This is a genomic window from Nocardioides agri, from assembly GCF_013778305.1.
Taxonomy (GTDB): Bacteria; Actinomycetota; Actinomycetes; order Propionibacteriales; family Nocardioidaceae; genus Nocardioides; species Nocardioides agri.
The window spans coordinates 355,576-375,634 of record NZ_JACEIC010000002.1 but is presented as its reverse complement, the minus strand read 5'-3'; the positions used below and the strand labels follow the sequence as shown (position 1 = coordinate 375,634).

The 20,059-nt window shown below is 69.3% G+C and carries 16 protein-coding genes; 10 read left to right on the top strand and 6 right to left on the bottom strand.

What is annotated here, in order from left to right; all coding sequences use genetic code 11:
• The 3 genes from HZF07_RS06340 to HZF07_RS06330 all read left to right on the top strand — a co-directional run.
• On the top strand, window positions 1-1,214 hold a 1,214-nt coding region (locus tag HZF07_RS06340), incomplete at its 5' end, for an Ig-like domain-containing protein (RefSeq protein ID WP_181644866.1).
• A 382-nt stretch (window positions 1,215-1,596) separates the two neighbouring features.
• Entirely contained in the window at window positions 1,597-2,208 is a 612-nt protein-coding gene (locus HZF07_RS06335; protein ID WP_157340258.1) for a hypothetical protein, read from the top strand.
• 57 nt (window positions 2,209-2,265) lie between these two features.
• Entirely contained in the window at window positions 2,266-3,861 is a 1,596-nt protein-coding gene (locus tag HZF07_RS06330) for a peroxidase family protein (protein WP_157340257.1), read from the top strand.
• A 128-nt stretch (window positions 3,862-3,989) separates the two neighbouring features.
• Here the strand turns inward: HZF07_RS06330 and HZF07_RS06325 are convergent, their stop codons facing one another.
• Window positions 3,990-5,039 carry an ROK family protein gene (locus tag HZF07_RS06325; RefSeq protein ID WP_198346337.1) on the bottom strand — a complete coding sequence of 350 codons (1,050 nt, stop codon included), beginning with the start codon at window positions 5,037-5,039 and terminating at the stop codon, window positions 3,990-3,992.
• A 346-nt stretch (window positions 5,040-5,385) separates the two neighbouring features.
• Here HZF07_RS06325 and HZF07_RS06320 point away from each other — a divergent pair, with 346 nt between their 5' ends.
• The 3 genes from HZF07_RS06320 to HZF07_RS06310 all read left to right on the top strand — a co-directional run bounded on the left by HZF07_RS06320 (window position 5,386) and on the right by HZF07_RS06310 (window position 8,048).
• Window positions 5,386-6,510 (top strand): ThuA domain-containing protein, encoded by a 1,125-nt coding sequence (locus HZF07_RS06320; RefSeq protein WP_157340255.1) that lies wholly within the window; start codon window positions 5,386-5,388, stop codon window positions 6,508-6,510.
• A gap of 246 nt (window positions 6,511-6,756) precedes the next feature.
• Window positions 6,757-7,095, top strand: a complete 339-nt coding sequence (locus HZF07_RS06315) for a hypothetical protein (RefSeq protein WP_157340254.1) — start codon at window positions 6,757-6,759, stop codon at window positions 7,093-7,095.
• Between the two features lie 167 nt (window positions 7,096-7,262).
• Entirely contained in the window at window positions 7,263-8,048 is a 786-nt protein-coding gene (locus tag HZF07_RS06310) for an alpha/beta fold hydrolase (RefSeq protein ID WP_157340253.1), read from the top strand.
• Window positions 8,049-8,184: 136 nt separating this feature from the next.
• Here HZF07_RS06310 and HZF07_RS06305 read toward each other — a convergent pair whose 3' ends face one another.
• The gene (locus HZF07_RS06305; RefSeq protein WP_157340252.1) at window positions 8,185-8,457 is read right to left on the bottom strand and encodes an acylphosphatase; all 273 of its coding nucleotides are present in this window, start codon (window positions 8,455-8,457) and stop codon (window positions 8,185-8,187) included.
• A gap of 631 nt (window positions 8,458-9,088) precedes the next feature.
• Between HZF07_RS06305 and HZF07_RS06300 the strand changes: the two genes are divergently transcribed.
• The 3 genes from HZF07_RS06300 (at window position 9,089) to HZF07_RS06290 (ending at window position 12,975) form a co-directional block, all read left to right on the top strand.
• Window positions 9,089-10,030, top strand: coding sequence for a lytic transglycosylase domain-containing protein (locus HZF07_RS06300; RefSeq protein ID WP_220131831.1), 942 nt, complete (start codon window positions 9,089-9,091; stop codon window positions 10,028-10,030).
• A 156-nt stretch (window positions 10,031-10,186) separates the two neighbouring features.
• On the top strand, window positions 10,187-12,199 hold the full coding sequence (locus tag HZF07_RS06295) for an AMP-binding protein (RefSeq protein ID WP_181644865.1): 2,013 nt from the start codon (window positions 10,187-10,189) through the stop codon (window positions 12,197-12,199).
• A gap of 161 nt (window positions 12,200-12,360) precedes the next feature.
• Window positions 12,361-12,975, top strand: a complete 615-nt coding sequence (locus HZF07_RS06290) for a histidine phosphatase family protein (protein WP_198346335.1) — start codon at window positions 12,361-12,363, stop codon at window positions 12,973-12,975.
• A gap of 128 nt (window positions 12,976-13,103) precedes the next feature.
• Here the strand turns inward: HZF07_RS06290 and HZF07_RS06285 are convergent, their stop codons facing one another.
• The 3 genes from HZF07_RS06285 to HZF07_RS06275 all read right to left on the bottom strand — a co-directional run bounded on the left by HZF07_RS06285 (window position 13,104) and on the right by HZF07_RS06275 (window position 16,596).
• On the bottom strand, window positions 13,104-14,183 hold the full coding sequence (locus tag HZF07_RS06285) for a serine hydrolase domain-containing protein (RefSeq protein ID WP_181644864.1): 1,080 nt from the start codon (window positions 14,181-14,183) through the stop codon (window positions 13,104-13,106).
• A 298-nt stretch (window positions 14,184-14,481) separates the two neighbouring features.
• Window positions 14,482-15,507 (bottom strand): zinc-binding dehydrogenase, encoded by a 1,026-nt coding sequence (locus HZF07_RS06280; protein WP_157340248.1) that lies wholly within the window; start codon window positions 15,505-15,507, stop codon window positions 14,482-14,484.
• 519 nt (window positions 15,508-16,026) lie between these two features.
• A complete protein-coding gene (locus tag HZF07_RS06275) occupies window positions 16,027-16,596 on the bottom strand; it encodes a tyrosine-type recombinase/integrase (RefSeq protein WP_157340247.1) in 570 nt (189 codons plus the stop codon).
• Here HZF07_RS06275 and HZF07_RS06270 point away from each other — a divergent pair.
• Complete coding sequence (locus tag HZF07_RS06270; protein ID WP_157340246.1) at window positions 16,579-18,081, top strand: hypothetical protein; 1,503 nt, start codon at window positions 16,579-16,581, stop codon at window positions 18,079-18,081. The genes HZF07_RS06275 and HZF07_RS06270 overlap by 18 nt on opposite strands.
• Before the next feature lie 116 nt (window positions 18,082-18,197).
• Here HZF07_RS06270 and HZF07_RS06265 read toward each other — a convergent pair whose 3' ends face one another.
• Window positions 18,198-19,844 (bottom strand): serine/threonine protein kinase, encoded by a 1,647-nt coding sequence (locus tag HZF07_RS06265; RefSeq protein WP_157340245.1) that lies wholly within the window; start codon window positions 19,842-19,844, stop codon window positions 18,198-18,200.
• Between the last annotated feature and the right edge of the window lie 215 nt (window positions 19,845-20,059).

The following is a 20,059-nucleotide window of genomic DNA, read 5'->3' as shown; positions in this document are numbered from 1 at the left end:
CCTGCACGACCACCACGTGCACGTACACCCCGGCCGCGGGCTACAACGGCACGGACAGCTTCACCTACACGATCAGCGACGGCCACGGCGGCACCGACACCGGCACGGTCGCCGTGACCGTGACCCCGGTCAACGACACCCCGCACGCCGTCGCCGACGCGATCACGACGAGCCAGGGCACGCCCTCGGCCGCGAAGGACGTGGTGGCCAACGACACCGACGCCGACGGCGACACCCTCACTGTCACCGGCAAGACCAACGGCGCGCACGGCACGGTCACCTGCACGACCACCACGTGCACGTACACCCCGGCCGCGGGCTACAACGGCACGGACAGCTTCACCTACACGATCAGCGACGGCCACGGCGGCACCGACACCGGCACCGTCACCGTCACCATCACCGGCGTCAGCGGGGCAGACGTGTCGGTCACGAACTCGGCGCTCCTCGCGCAGCCCAAGATCGGCTCGCTGAGCGGCTACCGGGTGGTGGTGACGAACACGGGCGCCGCGCTCTCCGGGGCGGTCACCCTCACCGACAGGCTGCCGACCGCCTTCAAGGTCCGGTCGGTCACTCCGAGCACCTGCAGCGCGCCGACCGGAACGCTCACCTGTGTGCTGGGTGCCCTCGCGCCAGGGCAGAAGGTGACGATCGAGGTGACGGGAGCGTTCGTCCGTGGCGGCCGGATCTCCGACACCGCGACGATCAAGGCCGTGGGTGACCCGAACCCCGTCAACGACACGGCCATCGCGACCTTGTCCGTGAGGGGTGCCTCGTGCACCGTGGTCGGCACCTTCGGCGACGACGACCTGTCCGGCACGCGGCGCGACGACGTGATCTGCGGCCTGGCCGGCAACGACCGCATCGCCGGCGGAGCAGGCGACGACATCCTCTACGGGAACGAGCGCGACGACGTGCTCCTGGGCGGGCGCGGCGACGACACGATCGACGGCGGGCCCGGCGAGGACACCGCGAGCTTCGCGGGCAGCGACCGCGGCGTGCGCTGCGACCTGCTGCGTGCCCGCGCGACCGGAGAGGGCACCGACGTCATCGTCGACGTCGAGGACCTGGTGGGCTCGCGCTACGCCGACCAGTTGTACGGCGACGACGAGGACAACACGCTCTGGGGTGGACCCGGGGACGACACCCTCGTCGGCCGGGGTGGCCGGGACCGGGTGCACCAGGGACCCGGGCACGGGACGGTCCGCCCCTGAGCCCGGAGGAAGCAGGCACCGCGGGCTGCGCGCCGCTGACCACGATCCCGTCCGCAGGGTGGCGCGCGCCGCCGAATGGTGACACCAGCCTGCGGACCCAAGATCGGGTATGCCGCGCCGCGCTTCGGAGGTCCCGGCGGGAAAGCCGCTAACTTCTTGCATGCGACCCGCCGGGACCCGTGGCCCGCTGCGGGTCGCGCCACGCTGCCGTCCCTTCCGATGGGCACGGTGACCTGGCCGTCGCGCTGCGGCACATGTCGCCAAGTTCCTCGATGCGGCGTGCATGCCCTCCTCGGGTTGGCGGGTACCCGCCCTTTCAGGGAGTGGCGTGCGCCGTTGGGTTGGGCCTCGCGGTCCGCGCCGGAGGGAATCGGAGACAGGCATGATGACTCGTGCGCGGACCCGTTCGGTACGCCGGTCAGTCGCGATCGGCGCTCTCACCACCATGGTGGCGCTGCTGTCGGCGTGTACCGGGCGGGGCGGCGGACAGCTCCCGCCGGACGGCGTGCTGTTCACCGGCGCCGCGTCGTTCGGGTTCAGCTTCAGCTGTGAGCGTTCCTCGAACAGCACCAGCACCAACCCGCCGGCCGGTCGACTGCACATCGAGCTCTCGTACGCCGACCACGGCACGAACCCTCTCGGCGGCGGGTTCGCCGTGCACGGGACGGTCGACACTCTTGACCCGGTGCTCGAGTCGATGGTGTGCATCGGCCAGGAACCGCCGCCGGGCACGAACGAGCTCATCTTCCTGGGCCGCTACCGGACGACGACGACGGCCCCGGCTGGGTTTCCTCAGGCGTGCGCCCAGACCACGTCCGGGTGTCGCTTCGAGGTCATCGTCAGAGACAACGACCGCAACCGCGCCCCGTCGACCGGCGACTTCTTCTCGATCAAGCTGTCGACCGTGACGCTGCTGACGTCCGACCTCGACCCGGCCTCCGTGTTCTACGCCCGGGCCGGGGTACTCGCGAACGGCAACCTGACGGTGGACTGATCCGGCGCTCATCGAGTGTCGGACCCCGAGTGCATCGGAGAGTGGGAGGAGACGGAGATGAGTTCCACGAAGCGCCCGTCCGCATCGGACGGGCATCGGCGTCACCTCGCTCGGCGGGCGTTTCTCGCCAGCGCGGCGGGCCTCTCGGTCGGCGCCGTGATCGGCAGGGCACGGACTGCCGCCAACGCAGCCGTCACCGTCCTGCCCAGTGCCGCACCCGGCGCCGCGGCTCTCCACGGCGCGGAGCTCCGCGGCATGTACCTGGCCAGCAAGGACCGGGTGGCCGAGGGCCGGTTCGGCGTGATGTTCAAGAAGCTGCCGCCGTTCGCTCCGCGCGACGACCTCCTGGACGGTCTCGCCAGGACGATGGTGGAGGACCAGACGGTTCCCGACGACAGCTTCTTGAACACCAGTCCGCGGCTCTTCGCGGGCTTCACCTTCATCGGGCAGTTCATCGACCACGACATCACCTTCGACAACACGCCGCTCGCTCAGCAGCAGGCGGACCCCTACGCGACTATCAACTTCCGGACGCCGCGCTACGACCTCGACTCGGTCTACGGTCGTGGGCCGGCAGCGGAACCACAGTTCTACGACCCGGCCGACCCGGACAAGCTGTTGCTGACGTTGAACGTCAACGGTGTCGTCGACCTGCCGCGGGACGCCAGTGGCCGCGCGATCGTTCCCGAGGCGCGCAACGACGAGAACCTGATCGTCGTCCAGTTCCACAAGGCGGTCGCCCAGTTCCACAATCGGATGGTCGACCACGTCCGCGGGCAAGGGGTCCGCCGCGAGTGGGTGTTCGAGTCTGCGCGTCGCCTCACCCGGTGGCACTACCAGTGGGCGGTGACGCACGACTTCCTGCCCCGCTTCGTCGGTGACGCGCTCGTCGGGCCCAGCGGCACGGTCTACAAGGAGGTCGCGGGCAAGCCGCCCGTGATCACCCTGAGCTACTACCGGCCCACCAACAAGGACGGTCGCCCGTTCATGCCGGTCGAGTTCGCCGTTGCTGCCTACCGGTTCGGGCACACGATCATCCGGCCCTTCTACGTCCTCAACCAGGCGACGCTCGAGCGCGGCGGCGTACCGGTCTTCGGGCCCGAGGGAGGGTTCAACCTCAACGGGGGCCGCCCGATCCCCGCCGACCTGGCCATCGACTGGAGGAACATCCTTCCCGTCGACCCCAACTTCCCGGCGCGGAAGCCGCGCAAGATCGACACCAAGCTGTCGCTCCCGCTCGCGACGCTCCCTCCCTCGGTCGTCCCGCCTCCGGACCCGACGGTCCACCTCGCCGTTCGCAACTCGCTCCGCGGCAAGCAGGTCGGGCTCCCCTCCGGCCAGCAGGTCGCCCAGGCGATGCGCGCCCCGGTGCTCACCAACGCAGCCCTCGGTCTCAGCAACGATCCGGGGTGGGGCGGGCAGGCACCGCTCTGGTTCTACATCCTCAAGGAGGCCGAGCTCCCCCCGAACAACGCCGAGCGGCTGGGCGCGGTAGGGGGCAGGATCGTCGCTGAAGTGCTGGTCGGACTGCTGCAGCGCGATCCCAACTCCTACCTCTACCTCGACGCTGCCTGGAAGCCCGCGCCCCCGATCGCACCGGTCACCGGCCAGTTCGGCTTCGTCGACCTGCTGAAGTTCGCGGGCGCGGCCTGACAGGGAGTGAGAGTCCGCGCGGTAGCTGCCCTCGCTTGGTGCCATGACTGACCTCCCGCCACTGTCTCGAAATCACCGCGGGAGCGACTCGGAGGCACCTGCGAGGGGTGGTGGCGGGTCGAGCGTCCTCAACGCAGGCTTGGATCGGCCAGCAGCACCGCCAGCGCCATCTCCGCGGCGCCGTGGAGCTGCGCCGACGTCCCGAGGGCGCTGGGCACCACCGTGACCAGGTCCGACACCTCGTCGAGGGACCTGGCGCGGACAGCGCGGAGCATCGGGTCGCGCAGGAACGGGAACAGGGGCTGGAAGATCCCGCCCAGCACCACGACCTCCGGGTTGAGCAGGTTGATCAGGTTGCCGACTCCCATCCCGAGCCAGTGGCCGATCTCGGCGACAGCCGCCACAGCGGACGCGTCACCGGCCGCGACCCTGTCCACCACGGCGTTGACGGCGGTGACGCCCCTCATGCCGCGGACACCCGCCGCCCGCAGCAGTGCCGCCTCACCCGCCTCGGTCTCCCAGCAGCCGGAAGCCCCGCAGGTGCACCGCCGACCGTCCGGGTTCACCAGCATGTGTCCGGCCTCGCCGGCGTAGCCCGCCGCGCCGAGCATCGGTCGCCCCCCGATGATCAACCCTGCTCCGATGCCGACCTCCCCGGAGACGAACACCAGGTTCTCGCACCCGCGCCCAGCCCCTCGACGGTGTTCACCCAGCGCGCCCAGGTCCGCCTCGTTGCCCACGTGCACCCGCTCGGCCGGCATGCCGAGTGCCTCGGCGAGCAATCTGCCCAGGTCGACGTTCTTCCAGCCCAGGTTGGGCGCGAGGTGCACGAACCCGTCCGCCCGGCGCGTCAGGCCGGGCACCGCCACACCCACGCCTACGACCCCGCGATCAGCCGGGGCCAGACCGAGCAGGGCGGCGAGCTCGGCGACCAGCCGCGCAGTCTCCCGCGGCGACGGCTTGACGATGGGGAGCTCGACACGCTGCTGCAGGACCTGGCCGCCCAGGCCGATGGTGGCCGCCGCCACCGACTCCACGCCGAGCTCGACGGCGAGCGCCACCGCACCGGACGCGCGCACGTGCACGATCGGCGAGGGGCGCCCGCGTCCCGAGGTGGACGACATCCCGTCCTCGACGACCAACCCGCGTCCGGCGAGCTCGTGGATCAGATCGGCCACCGTCGAGCGGTTCAGCCCTGTCGCCGCTCCCAGCTGGGACCGGGAGGCCGATCCGTCGAGGTGGACGCATCCCAACAGTGCGCTCAAGTTGTGGCGGCGCACCTCGGAGGCCCGAGCACCCGTGCGGGGCGAGCGCGGCGGCGCCGAGAGTTCCATGGGGGCCATCCTGCCGCCTCGTCCTCGCGGCTCGGCCGCTGTCCGCTCGTGAACTCCGCCGAGGACGACGGGCGTTGACAGGACGTGACGAGCGTCATACGGTCGCGACGCCGATATTTGTTGGGAACTGCAACAAATCTGGCGCCCCGACGGTGGCTCACCGTCTTCCTGCACTCGGAAGGAACTCTCCATGAGGCATCCCACTCGTCGGCACGAGCTCGCCGGCGTCTTCGTCGGCGCTCTGGCCCTCGCTGGATCGATGGTCGCGCCCAGTCAGGCCGCCCCGGCACCGGAGCAGGTCGCGGCCGGCCCGTACAAGGTGCTGGTGGTCGGCAAGACCTTGGGCTTCCGGCACTCACACATCGACGACACGACCAACGCGGTCATCGCGCTGGGGCAGGAGCACGGGTTCACCGTGGACGTGTGGGATCCCGCCACGGCGAACTCGCCAGGCCAGCCGGCGCTGACACTGCCCAGCACGCCGTTCACCACCGCGGAGAGCCTGGACCAGTACGCGACGATCATCTTCGCCTCGAACGTCGACGGGACGAACGACCAGAACCCAGCCCGTCCTCGGACCCTCAACGACGCCGAGCTGGCCGCGTTCCAGGGCTACATCCACGACGGCGGCGGCTTCGTCGGCATGCACGCGGCCACCGACGCCATGCACGCCGTCCCGTGGTACAGCCGGCTGACCGGCGGCGGCGCGCGGTTCCGGAACCACCCGGCGCAGCAGACCGCCACGATGCGGGTGGAGAGCCCGACGCACCCGTCCACCGCGATGCTGCCGAAGGAGTGGATCCGCTTCGACGAGTGGTACAACTTCACGACCAACCCGCGGGCTGACGTCCACGTTCTGCTGACGCTCGACGAGTCGACGTACACCGGCGGCTCCATGGGCGCTGACCACCCGATCTCGTGGTGCCACAACTTCGAGGGCGGGCGGGCCTGGTACGAAGGCGCCGGGCACGTGGACGCGTCGTACGCCGACCCGCTCTTCCTCGCGCACCTGCTCGGAGGCATCGAGTGGACCGCCGGCGTGGTGAGCGGCGGCGGCAACTGCGTGACCTTCAAGGAGGTCAACGAGATCAACGATGCCGCCGGCACGCAGGGCAGCAGGCGGGTGGACAAGTTGAGCGGTGACGTCGCGGAGTACCTCGCCGAGGCGGAGGCCGCGCACAACGAGGACCGGCACGCCGCCGCCGCGGACATCCTGAAGCAGGCCAAGGGCAAGGCGCACGGTCTCCACGACCGCACGCTGGTCACCAAGATCGCTGACCTCATCGAGTGGCAGGAGGGCCTCGTCGGCTTCTGATCCCACCTGATCGACGCCAGCATCTGAGGTCGCCGCCCAGCCAGGACCGGCCCGTGCCCCGCGGAGGGGTGGGTTTCGGATCGTGGCTGGGCGGCGACCTTCGTCGCTCCACGCCCCTTTTCCGACGAGCGGTTCGCGTGCGGGCTCACGGACCGGCGTGTCCTGTGGTATAGACGCTCGCTCAGGCCCGCCGATGGGTTCGCCAGCCGCGACGTCTGTGGGCGGGTGCCCGGTTAGGGTCCCGGTGTGACCTCCGATTCCCGCGCCCGTCGGCACCCGATGTGGCTTGTGTTCGGGTTCGCCTGGTTCGTCCTCGCGCTGTGGAGCGTTGCTGACGGGGAGCCGTTCTGGCAGCAGGTCGTGACGGGTGGGTTCTTCATCGCGGCGTACGTGTTTCCCGACTCGGACAGATTCATCATGTCTCTCGCCGGATTGATACTCGCATTGGCCCCGGACGTGCCGGGGTGGCTACGAGTCGCCGGAGCGTTGATGGCGGCGGTCGGACTGTCCCTGATGGTGGGTGCGATCGTGCACTCCCGACTGTCAAGGCGCGAGAGGTCCCGGGAGCACTCGTCTCCGACCTGACCACATCTCGGCACACTCGTGCGTTCCATCCCGCCCCGACAGGCGCGGTGAGGGAGGGACTGGGCCATCGGCATCCGTAGGCGTCGCAGCTCGGCAGAGCTCGGGCCTTCTACGGGGTGACCATCAGGCATACATTCGCTGAGGGGGGGGCGACCCAGGGAGGTGCCATGCGAGAGGCCTGGGAGCTGTTGATCTCCGGCCCGGCGGATGCGGAGCGGTCGGTCCTGCTCCTGCCTGGCGGAGCCAACGCCGCTCGTTCGTTCGATCTGGTGATGGCGGAGCCGGTGCTGTCCGGTGTTCGTCTCGTGGCAACGACTCTGCCCGGGATGGCGGGCGCGCCGCTGTGCGGGGACGTGTCCATCCCGGGCTTGGCGCGTCGGGCCGCGGAGCTGGCCTCAGAGCACAGGTGCGGCGCGGTCGTGGGGTTCTCGCACGGCGCGACGGTCGCTTTGGAGATGGTGCTGTCGCGGCAGTTCGCGGGACCGGTCGTGCTCCTCGGCATCAGCCTGACGCCACCCGACGAGGCAGGCTTCTTCCGCGCCGTGGTGCGGACGTCCCAGCGAGTGGGGAGCTGGCCGTTCGCGGTGCTGTTCAGGCTGATGCCGCTGATGGTCCGATCTGCCGACATCCCGGACCCCCACAAGCGTGAGTTGATCGAGGACCTCAAGCAGAACCGGCCCGCCGATGCAGTTCGGTTGTGCGGCGACTACCTCGACTACATCGCCGCGGACCGAGACTTCGCCGCCGAGCTCGCCTCGTCTTCCAGCTCGGCGTGGGTCGTCCACGCGGAGAAGAAGGGCGACGGTGGTCTCACCGACGCTGAGCGCGCCACCCTCGTGGCGTCGCCCAACGTGACTCTGGTGACCATCCCCGGGGCGGTGTTCCTCATTCCCGACGAGGCTCCGCGACAGACCGCGGCCGTCATCGCGGATGCACTGGCGCAAGCGAGCTGACCGACTGGCTCGAGATCCCGATGGTGACGCCGCCTGGTGCCGGCATGCGCTCTGCCGGAAGAGAACGCCCACGCGGGACCATGGCCGGCGTCGCGGCGGAGTGACGCAGGTCTGCCCCGATCGTCGGAGGACGGTATCAGTGGTCGACGCGGAAGTCCGAGGCGTCGGTCAGAGGTACGTCGCGGACCGCGAGAGCGCTGACGTGGGCAGACGGTGAGCCGTCACGGCACCAGGCCAGCATCTGCTCGACGGCGTCAGTCGGACCTTCGAAGTGGCCGAGGACCGAACCATCGGGTTCGTTGCGTATCCACCCGACCAGCTCGAGTCGAACTGCCTCCTGGGCGGCGTACCAGCGGAAGGACACGCCCTGCACCTCGCCCGACACCTTCACCTCGACAGCGCGCGACATGGTGCCAGCATGCGCTCGGTGCGAAGAGACCGCCACACGGACCATCGCCGCTGTCGCGGCGCCATGACGCACCGGCACGTGGGGCCAGGACGAGACGGACCGAGACCCTGATCGGACGCTCCGGTCAAGCGGCCCCACGCACGTGCCGACACTCAGGTAGGGCCGGTCGACGGCTCGCGGCACGGAGGACACCATGCAGTCAGGCAGCCACGCGCAGAAGCGGCCGAAGGCCCGCTACGAGCCGAGCCATCGGGGCGGCGATCGCGCGACGAGCCAGGGCGGCACGGGCCGCCGTGGCACGGCTACCTGGTCCGGTCCTCGGCCCAGTCCTCGGTCCGGTCTCAGGACCGGCGGCCAGGGTGCCGCTCACCGAGGTGCGTGCCGCGCCCCGCGTCGGACGGTGCGCGGCCTCGCTGCGGCGACCGTCCTGACACTCGCGGCAATGGCGTGCGTGTCATCTGTCAACGCCGCCGCCAGCCTTCGCCCCGCAAACACGAGCTCGGCCACCCCAGCCGCTGTCGCGTCCGAGGTCAGCGTGATCCCCGCTCCGGTGCTGCCGCCGGCTCCGATCGTGATCGCCGCAGCTGACAGGTCCTCAGCGACCGGACGTGACAGGCTCCCGGCCCGCCACGTGCTCGGAGGCCGAGCGGTCTCCGACATCCCGGCCGAGGCCGTCGCCGCCTACCAGCGCGCTGCGGCCGTCATCCGGGAGGCGAACCCCGAGTGCGGCCTGGACTGGCAGTACCTCGCCGCGATCGGCCGGGTCGAGACCAACCACGGCTCCGCGAACGGCAGTCACCTGAGCCCGACCGGTCAGGCGACGCCCGCGATCTTCGGGCCGACGCTCACGATGCCAGACACCGACGCGGGAGTCTTCGATCTGGACAAGCGGAACGACCGGGCTGTGGGCCCGATGCAGTTCATCCCGGCGACGTGGAGCGCGGTCGGGGTCGACGGCAACGGCGACAAGCGGCGGGACCCACAGAACATCAGCGACGCAGCCCTGGGCTCCGGTGTCTACCTGTGCGCGGCCGACGGCGACCTGACCAGCGTCGCGGGCCGTGCGTCCGCCGCCTGGTCGTACAACCACTCCAAGCCGTACGGCCGGCTGGTCGAAGCGATCTACCAGGCGTACCTGCACGACACCTCGCCGGAAGCGGCCGTCATCGCGGCGCGGATGGTCGCCGTCGACCCCGTCCGGTCCGCACACCCCACCGACGCCGGCGACAAGGGACACGGCGGCAACAAGGACGAGAACGGCGAGAAGGGCAGCGACGGGCCCGGCATGACGACCGGCAACAGCGCCGCGAGCCACTGGCACGCCGTGGGCGACGGGCCGAAGAGCCCCCATCAACCGGCCACGCACCCCTCGACATCTCCGTCCACAGGTCCCAGCCAGAGCCCCACTCAAGGTTCCGGCCAGGGCTCGGGTTCGCCGCCCAGCCCGTCCACGGACCCGACCGAGCAGCCGCCCCGGGCACTGGACCCGAGCCAGGAGCCCTCGCAGGGCCCGAGCCCATCGGCGGACCCGTCCCCGAGCGCCTCGACCGACCCGAGCCTCGACGGCCAGTGAGGTCACCGCACCGGCGGCGGTAGGACGTACCTTGCGGGGCCTACGGACAGCGGCTACTCGTTGCATGGCGCAGCAGTGGGCAGGCGAGGCTCGGTAGGGATGCCCGGTCGCTCTCATCCGGTCGCCCCACCTGTTGAGTGTGGGCTCCGCGACTGCATGTGGCCCGCACGGCTTCTTGGTTCGCCAACCGGCGCTGCTGACAGAGCCGTTGACGGCCTGCTGCGTCAGTGCCAGCCTGCCAAGGAAGGTGCACGAGGGCTTCTCGCGGGCCGGGAGGACGTTATGACCAGGTGGTGCGAGCCGGTCAGAAGCGCAGGGGACGTCGCGGCCTTGGAGCGCAGCACGACCTTCGAGGGCCTTGTCGAGGAGCGCAGCGTCCACGACGTCTTCAGGTTCGCCGCGATCCGGCAGCCCGGAGCCGTCGCCTTGACGATGCTCGTGGCAGGGACGGTGGAGGAGCAGCCGCGCACGGTCACCTACGCCGAGCTCGCCGGATTGGTGAACCGTGCCGGCAACGCCTTCGTCGCGCTCGCTGGCCCACGGCCCGGGGTGGCGTACATGCTGCCCAGCCTGGTGGAGACCCATGCTGTGCTGTGGGGCGCGCAGAGCGCGGGGTACGCCGTCCCGCTGAACTTCCTGCTCAACCCTGAGCACCTCGCCGATCTCGTGCGTGCGGCGGACGCCGCAGTTCTGGTCACGCTGGGCCCCCACCCAGCGCTGGACCTTTGGCAGAAGGCCGAGGCGGTAGCTGGCCTGGTGCCGGGACTCAAGGTCGTCGCCCTCAACATGCCGGGACTTGCACCTGCCGAGGGCGCCCTTGATCTGGCTGCGCTCATGGCCGACCAACCCGCCGACCGGTTGCTCATCGAGCCGGGCAGGGACGATGAGGTGGCGGCGTACTTCCACACCGGGGGTACGACCGGCGACCCGAAGCTGGTGACCCTCACCCACCGCAGTCAGCTGCTGGCAGCCCTGGGTGGTGCGCTGCTCGGCGACATGGGCTCCGGTGACGTGCTCGCAGCGACGCTTCCGCTCTTCCACGCCGGTGGCACGGTCTTCTGCGGGCTGTCTCCACTGCTGGCCGGAGCAGAACTGTTGATCATGACGCCCTCCGCGCTGCGCAGCCCGACCGTGGTCCGGAACTTCTGGGCGCTCCTCGACCGCCACGCAGTGACCCTCGCGGGCGCCGTACCGACCGGGCTGGCGGCCGTCGTCGATGTCCCGGTCGGTGAGGCCGATCTCTCGCGGGTGCGCGCCGGCTTCACCGGAGCCTCGCCCATCCCGAGCGCAATCCAGCAGCGTTTCGAGGCGATGACGGGTGCCCGGCTGCACCAGGTCTACGGGATGACAGAGTCCTCGGGGATCCTCTCCATCGACCCGGTCGCCGGCGCGGGCGCGCCCGGGACGGTCGGCATCAACCCGCCTTGGATGCGCCTCGAGGTGCTCCGGCAGGGACCCGACGGATCCCTGCGCGAAGTCGCCGCCACCGACGAGATCGGAGTCGTGGTGGCCCACGGGCCCCACGTCTCGCCCGGCTACCGGAACGCCGTGCACGACGCGGGCGTGCTCACCGACCGCACGCTGGTGACGGGCGACCTCGGCTACCGGGACGAGGCCGGCAATCTGGTGGTGGCCGGGCGGGTCAAGGACCTCATCATCCGCAGCGGCCACAACATCGACCCCGTGATGATCGAGGACGCGATGGTCTCCCACCCCGCCGTGGCCATGGCCGCCGCTGTCGGGCAGCCCGACGCGTACGCCGGAGAGCTGCCGGTGGTCTACCTCGCGCTGCGGCCCGACGCCTCCGCATCCGTCGAAGAGCTGCACGAGCACGCCCGCGCCACCATCGCTGAACGGCCGGCCTGGCCGCGGGAGATCTACATCCTCGACGCGCTGCCGATGACCTCGGTCGGCAAGCTGTTCAAGCCCGACCTACGGGTCGATGCAACACGCCGCCTGGTCGAGGACCTGCTGTCGGAGCGGCTGGGCGCCCGGCTGCCCGTGCCGCCACCGGTCGAGGTGTCCCTGGGTGGGACGCGCGGGACGCGGGTCAGCGTCACGGTCCCTGACGACGAGCTGGCCGGGGAGGTCCAGACACTGCTGTCGGCACACCTGTTCGAGACCGTGGTCCTGGTGAGGACCGTAGCTGCGACGGACACTCCGACGTAGCCGCGCCGACCGTCCGTGAACCGTGCCGCGAGCGCACCGGCCGACGGCGGCATGTCCACGCGTTGCATGGGCCTCGGAAGCGCACTCGCAACGGCAGATCTGGACGTGGGTGAGCGCGATGGCTCAGCCGGTCGCGACGGGCTCGTGGTTGGATGCCGACCATGTCGGTGCGACACCTCTACCTCACCCGCCACGGCGAGCCGGGCGAGGACGGCAGCCTGACCCAGCGGGGTGCGGATCAGGCGGTGCTTCTGGGCCGTCGACTGGCGGACTTGCCCTTCGATTCAGTTCAGCATGGCCCGCTCCCGCGGGCGGTCGAAACAGCGCGGCTCGTATCGCAACAGCTCGTCAGCGACGTTCCGGTGACCGAGCTCGACGCGGCGGGGGACTACGTCCCTCACGTACCGTGCCGGGACGAGGTCGCGCCGGAGTACCGGGCTGGCGTGAATGCGTTTCTGGCGGGTGTCACGTCGGAGGAGGCGGCACACGGAGCCGCCCTCGCAGCGAAGGCCGTCCGGTTGCTGACCGGGCCGGAGCGAGCCGATGAGGACAGCCACCATCTCGTCGTGACCCATGCGTTCACGATCAGCTGGCTGGTCCGCCATGCGTGCGAGGCTCCGCCCTCGCGCTGGGTGGGGCTCGACAACGGTCACGCCGCCCTCACGGTGCTCCGATACTTCGTCGACCGTCCGCCCGCCCTCGTCGCGTTCAACGAGATGTCGCACCTCCCCGTCGAACTGCGATGGACAGGCTTTCCCGCCCACATGCGGCTGTGACCCGCGCTCCCTTGGCCAACCGGCAACCGCTGGTGTCGACACCCTCGGACGAGCCTGGAACGGCACGGACAGGCGGCGAATCGCGCGGGTTCCGGATCGCGCGGGTCGCGGATGGATGTGATCGGTGCTCACAGCGGCGGAAGCCCGAGCACCTCGCGCACGCCGTTCTCGAGTCGGTCGCCCCGGTCGTGGGTTCCGACGTGGCCGGTGAGGAAGGCTGCGGCGTACTGACCGGCCTCGCTCCACCAACCGAAGCTTCCGCCTGTGCCGCCCATGCCGTAGCCGTCGGCATCCACGGCCACGCCAAGCCCCCAGTCGTGGTCGCCGCCGATCACCAGGTCAGGCTCGATCCCGCATCCCCGGCTGATCTCCTGCACCAGGGCCGGCGCGACCAGGCGGCCCTGTGCCAGTGCCACATAGAACCCGGCCACCGCGCGCGCGGTGCCGTGGCCGTTGACGGCCGGGATCTCGGCCCGGCGCCACCGGTGGCCGTTGACGACCTGGGGGTCACGAGCGCCCGGCGGGTTCCCGATGGCTCGGCGGTACAGCTCAGGCCTGTCCTGCTGTGATGCGCGGAACTCGGCGTCGAACCCGGTCAGGTCGGCGACCCTGGCCAGTTCGGCCTCGCTCAGTCCGATGTGGAAGTCCAGACCCAGGGGTCCGCAGATCTCCTCGCGGAGAAAGCGGCCGAGGGTGCGCCCGTCGACACGGCGGACCACCTCTCCGAGCAGGTGGCCGTAGAACAGCGCCGACTCGCCCTGCGCGGTTCCCGGGGGCCAGGCCGGTTTCTGGCCGGCCAACAGGGAACACATCAACTCCCAGTCGTAGAAGGCCTCCTCCGGAGCGTCCTCGTCCAGGGCGACGACTCCCGCGCGATGGGACAGGACGTCACGCACCGAGGCAGCGGCACGTAGAGCCGGCCAGTAGCGCTGCATCGGTGCGTCGAGCTCGACCAGCCCCCGATCGACCAACGTGAGCACACACATGGCCGCAAACGGCTTGGACACCGAGTACGGCATCACCAACGTGTCGCGCTGCCATGGCTGGGCATGTGCCGCATCGACGTAGCCGCCCCAGAGGTCGACCACCCAGTCGCCGCCACACCAAACGGCGAAGGAGGCGCCAGTGCCAGGCTGGTCGGCGAGCACCTCCGCGAACAGCTCTCGCACCGCTGTGAACGGCGGCGTCACGGTTCCGAAGGGCTCCACGTACCACTCCTCTCAAGCCGGGTCGGACCCATGAAGCGTGGCAGATCCATTCGGACCGAACGGATACGCAAGCGGCGACAAGACGCACTCCGCAAGCGAGCGGATCGCAGCTGGGCGGGTGGCCTACAGATCCTCCGGGAACCACGTTGCCTGCCAAGCCGCACCGGTTGACCGTCGGCACTCCCATGCACGGCCAGGCGGCTGACTGCGGCTGACTGTGGCTGAGTACCGAGGTGGGCATGCATCGCCGTTGTAGAGGTTGAGCACCAGCGGATCGAGCATCAGCGCGACGGGGCACTCAGGGCTCCAACACGACCTTTCCGGTGCTACGGCGAGCCTCGATGTGCTCGTGGGCCCGGCCCGCGTCGGCCAGGGGGTATGACGAGTCGACATGCGGACGCACCCAACCGGACTCGACGCCCTCGAGCACCTGCTCCATCCAGCGGCGCAGTCTGTCGACCTCGCCCCACATGTGCCCCAGGTTGACCCCGAAGGCTCCCTGGTTGGCGTTCATGAGCGAGACCGGGTGGAACAGAGGCATCAGCGCCGCGGTCCTCGCCAGCTGCAGCTTGCCGCGCAGGCCCTGGTTGCTGGAGGCGGCGGAGACGCCGTACATCCCGAGCCGGCCGGTGGAGCCCAGCACGCTACGGGAACGGCGGAAGCTCTCTCCGCCGAGCGGGTCGATCACCAGCTCTACGCCCCGGTCGTCGGTGAGGGCGCGGACCTCGCGGGTCCAGTCACCGCCGCGGTAGTCGACGGCGTGGTCCAGGCCCCGGGCTGTGAGGAAGTCGTGCTTGCCCGCGCTGGCCGTGCCGATGCTGCGCGCCCCCACGTGGCGGGCGATGTCGAGAGCAGCGAGTCCGACCCCGGACCCAGCGTTCTGGATCAGCACGGTGTCGCCCTCGCGGAGGCCGCCCTGCACCACGAGGAGCTGCCAGGCGGTGAGGTAGGCGACCGGGATCGACGCTGCCTCCGCGTGGCTCAGCACCTCCGGCTTGGCGAAGACCTGGGCCACTGGAACGTTCAGCGCGCTGCTGTAGCCGCCGAAACGCGTCAGCGCGAGGACGTCCTGTCCGACCAGTGACTCCTCAACGCCGGTTCCTACGGCACGCACCGTGCCCGACACCTCATAGCCGACCACCAGCGGCAGCGGCGGCGCGTCGGGGTAGAGGCCCTGCCGGGCGAGGATGTCGGCGAAGTTGATGCCGGCGGCGACCACCTCGACCTGCGCCTCGCCAGGGGCGGGTGGATCCAGCCGAGACGTCTGAAGCCTCAGCCGCTCCGGGGCGCCTGCGCTGGTGATGACGACCTGTCGGATGTCCATCCGTGCATTGTCGACCCTCCGACAGCGGCATGGCCGGGCGCCTGCGTGCCGACAGCGGCATGAGCGGATAGTTCGGGCAGACCGGTAGGCGGCGGTATGACTCTGGTTGGCGGCAGCCGGAGACGCTCGGGATTGCGCTGCGATCGGGCGCCGAGGTGAGTAACGTTTAACGCGACAGCGAGACTCTGAATCTCGACGTGGCCGAGCACCTGTGTAGTGCGAACCGCCGTGCCGGGCTGGGTATGGACCAGCCGAGCGCGGCGACATCTAGGACGTGTCGTCGTGTCGACGTGCTCCAAGGTCCCTTACTCATCTCAGTTTCAGGCTGAGGTCGCGCTACGCAAGATTCGTCGAGCGCGCCCTGAGGCCGAGAAGCTGCCGACGGGCACGTACTGGTGTGGTGCGTGCCGCCTGTGGCACTTGACGTCAAAGTCTTCGAGTAGGCCGGCGCCTTGGACGCGGAAACCTCGCGATGCTGGGTGACGAGAAGGTCGGACTCCGCCTCGCGGTGGCGGCTGGCTAGACGCCGGCCACGTAGGCGGTCAGGAAGTGGACTCCGTGGCGGTCGAGGTTGCCGCGGGCACGGTCGTAGTGCTCCGTGGTGCGGGGGTCGGCGTGCCGGGCCAGGATCTGCGCGTCGCGGAGGGGTACGCCTGCGTCGAGAGCGTTGGTGATGGCGGCGTGGCGCAGGGAGTGCGGGCTGATGTGGCGTGGGATGCCGGCGACCTTCGCGATCCTGGCGACCATGCGGTAGGCGTCGCGGCGGTCGATCGGGTTGCCGGAGATCGGTCGCAGGACGAGTGCTCCGGTGGTGCGTTGCCCGCGGCAGGCTTCCAGGACGCGGAGGACCGGCACGGTGATCGGCATGGTGGCGGGCTTGTTGCCCTTGCCGACCAGGTGCAGCACGCGGTGTCCCCGAAGGGTCTCGGCGTAGTCCTCGATCCGCACTGCCGCGGCTTCGGACGCTCGCAGCGCGTTGATGCCGAGCAGGTAGGCCAGGGCGCCGTGGTGGACGGTGAGGGTCTGAGCGACCTGGACCTCGCGGCGATCTTGTCCTTCGCCTTCAATGCCGTGTTCGACCTCGATCATGATCGCGCCCGGCATCTGATCGGTGAGCGGTTGCGTCGCCCCCGCACCCGGCGGGGCGCGTTCATCAGCCGGATGTTCGACAACGACCTACGTGTCACCGATGAGCAGATTGACGATGCAAGGGTCTTCATCGGTCAGTTGCTGGCTCTGAGCCGACCCCAGTACGAACGGGCGTTGCGAGCGATCGGACGGATTGTGAATGCAGCACGTCGCTGCGTCGACGATCCGACGCAGGCCTACACCGATTACGTGGCTTCACTTGAGGCGCTCTCCGAAGGCTTCGATCCGCCTCGACTCGATTGGGAACGTCTCGATTCACGCAAGCGCAAGATACTGAAGCCCGCCTTGCAGGATTTGTCTCCTGCGCAGACAGCAGATCTTCAAGCAGCGATCTTGGAGGCGGAGCGCGCCGGCAGTAAGCATCGGTTCGTTGAATTCGTTCGGTACCACCTGACGCCGGGCTTCTACCGAGAGGAATTGCCACCGCACGTTCATCCGATCCGTCCTACTTCGCTCCCTCGTGCACTGGCACGGGCGTACCAAGTCCGGTCAGACAGCGTGCATAGCCTGAAGGAACTCGTGCCTGAGGCATGGGTCATGTCGGACGGAGCGCACACGGTCAGCCCAGCTGGCAGTGACTTGATGCTGACCCACGAAGGTCTTCATCGGGTTTGTCTTCACGTGGTTCGAAGTTTCGTCAGCCGAGGTCCTACTCAAGTCGACAAGTCGTACAACTATCGCGAGAACCTGCCGAACGTGGTCCGGGCGCACCTCGCGCCTCAGTACTACATGTGGCGGCCCGAGAACATGACTACGTCAACGGCTCAGGAACGTCTTGATGAGGTCGCGTCCATCTTCATCGAGGTCCTCTCGAATCGTGAGGAGCAGCTCTCGACGGACATGCGTCCGGCTCTGGAGCGGATCGAACAACTACTGAACGGGCCCATGGACGCAGCCCCGAGACGGGCGATGCTGGCCAGCTACTTTCTGTGGCACTGGCTCACTCATCCAGACCTGCATCGACCCAGCTCGGAGAGGTGGATGGAAGTCGCGGTGGAGGAATTGAGCGGGCCGTCGTTGGAGTCGCTGACTGTCGCCGCGGTCATCGGTCAGCAGCCACCCTGGTCAGTAGACGAGTGGTGCGACCTCGCGGAGGATCGTCATAACGACCTCCAACGGCGAAATCCTCAACCGATCCGTCCAGCGATCGACGCGCTTCTCTGGGTCGAGACAGCTCGTGCACTTTCGTCAGACGGTTCAGTACTCGAGGCTCGCGCGGCACTTGCACATGCGGTCGAATGCATGCCCGGGGACCCAGCGCTGGTGCGGCAGGAGAACAAGTTCGACGAGGGTGGCCCGATCGACATCGACCTCCGGGGGTTGGTCCTCGGCGCCGCACCAGGCTCTGGAAGTGAGCAGCATTCCGAGGCAGGTGACAGTAGTTCGAAGGCTGAGGAGCAGAACGGACACGAAGCGACCGATTAGGGCGCCTCCACGCGGCGAAAGGACGCATCTCCGAAAGGCACAGGGTCGCGGCAGGATGACGGATGGTCCGCAGCCTCCATGACCGCGGCGTCGAGGTCGTCGGCAGGGCCGCCGCATCACATTGCGCAGTCCTGACGTTCGCTCTCCAGGATGAGCAGTTCGACTAGACCATCCCAGATGCCGATGGTGTAGAAGACGCCGGGAGCGACCCGCGGATAGACGTTTTGCATCCGATCGGCCGAGGCGTTGGGGTAGGCCGCGAAGACTTCGTCCTCGGTGGAGCCAATTCGGATGCCGCGAGAGGTGGCCATCTTGCCGGTGAACTCGATGTACACGACGCGTTTCAAGGCGACTGAGTAGCCGGCGTAGCCTCCCGCGCGAAGGCTGTATCGCAGGCATGGTTCATTCGTGTTGCCGCTGTAGTCGGTGGCTTCTCCCGTGGCAAGCAGTTGCGCGCGGGTCATGCCGAGCTTCACTTGGCCGTATCCGATCGGGTGATCTCCGCCGTAACCAGGTGGTGGCGCGTTCGACGACGGCAGCGTTGGGGTCGCCGGCTGCGCCGGTTGGCTGGCCGTGGCGGCGCCAGGATTCTCGGACGAGTCAATTGGAGATGCCTCCCCATCGGCCTCGCGGTCGCCTTCGCCCTCGCCGCCAGGGTTCGTGGAGCCCGGTGGGGACGAGGTGGCCGATTCCGACGTCGAGGGCCCGGCTGTTTGTGCGGGGTCGTCGGCGAGGATGACACCCGAAGCGAACGCTACACACACGGCGATTGCGGCTGCCGAAGCGGCGGCGGCGTCTCGTCTGATGCGCCGCGGTGACCGGGGCGCCCGCAGCCCCGGCCCCTCGTCCGGACTCGGTTCCCACTGAGTTGTGGATACGGTCGGAACGATGACTTCCGCGGTGGTGGCCGCCGGGTCCCATGCGGTGGCGACGAGATCCGAGGTGACCGTACCGGCGGCGTCGCCCAGGCATTCGGCGAGTGCCAGTGCAGTTGGGCGTTCCACAGGCGTTGCTGCGAGGGCGTGGAGAACCATGCTGGCCAAGTCCGGATGCAAACTCGCCGGGGGTGTCGCCTCGTCGACGCGCCAAGCGCGCAGGAGGTTGAGGCTCTGCTCGGTGGTAGGGGCCGCGAATGGAGAGCGAGTCCCTGAGGCGTACCAACAGACGCATCCCCACGCGAACACGTCGATGGCGGGCGTGGGTGGGGCGAGCGGGTCCAGTTGCTCGGGAGCCATCCAGCCCGGGGATCCTGGCGCTAGAGCGCCGGTCGCGGTTAGGCCGCGAATGTTCGATCGTGTGGCGATACCGAAGTCGATTAGTCGGGGGCCTTGGGTCGTGCAGATGATGTTGTCCGGCTTCACGTCGCGGTGGATGAGACCGTTCGCGTGCAGCTCTGCGAGGCCAGCGGCGAGTGCGGCCGCGAGAGCGTATTGCTGGTTTCGCGCGAGCGGGCCGTCCCGTCTGATGAGCTCGCCGAGCGTGGGTCCGGCAACGTACTCGATTGCCACCCATTGGCGGGCTGCGCTGAGGTCGGATGCAAGCACCTGGGGCACGAAGGGGCTCTCGACCGCTGCAGTGGCCAGCACCTCTTGGCGGAAGCGGCGCCGAGCCTCGGGAGTATCGGCGAAATCGATCTGGACGGCCTTGATGACGACGGGATCCCCGCTATCGGTCTGGGCCATGTAGGCGACCCCCATGCCGCCGGCGCCCAGGCGGGCGACCACGTTGAACCGGCCGACGCGATCAGGGTCGCCCGGGTTCAACGGTCGTATGCTCGGATTCATGGTGGCGCGAATGTAGGGGTCTTTGCCTCGACCGGGCGGCCTTTTGGGATGCACCTACCCCGGTTGGCCGATCGTGATGCGCACGCCTCCGAGCCGCGGGCTCGGCACAAGGGCGGATCATCGCGGCGGAATGACGCACCCGATGCGCGTCTGGTTCTGTCTCGCCGGTGGACGTGGTGGGCGATACTGCCGCT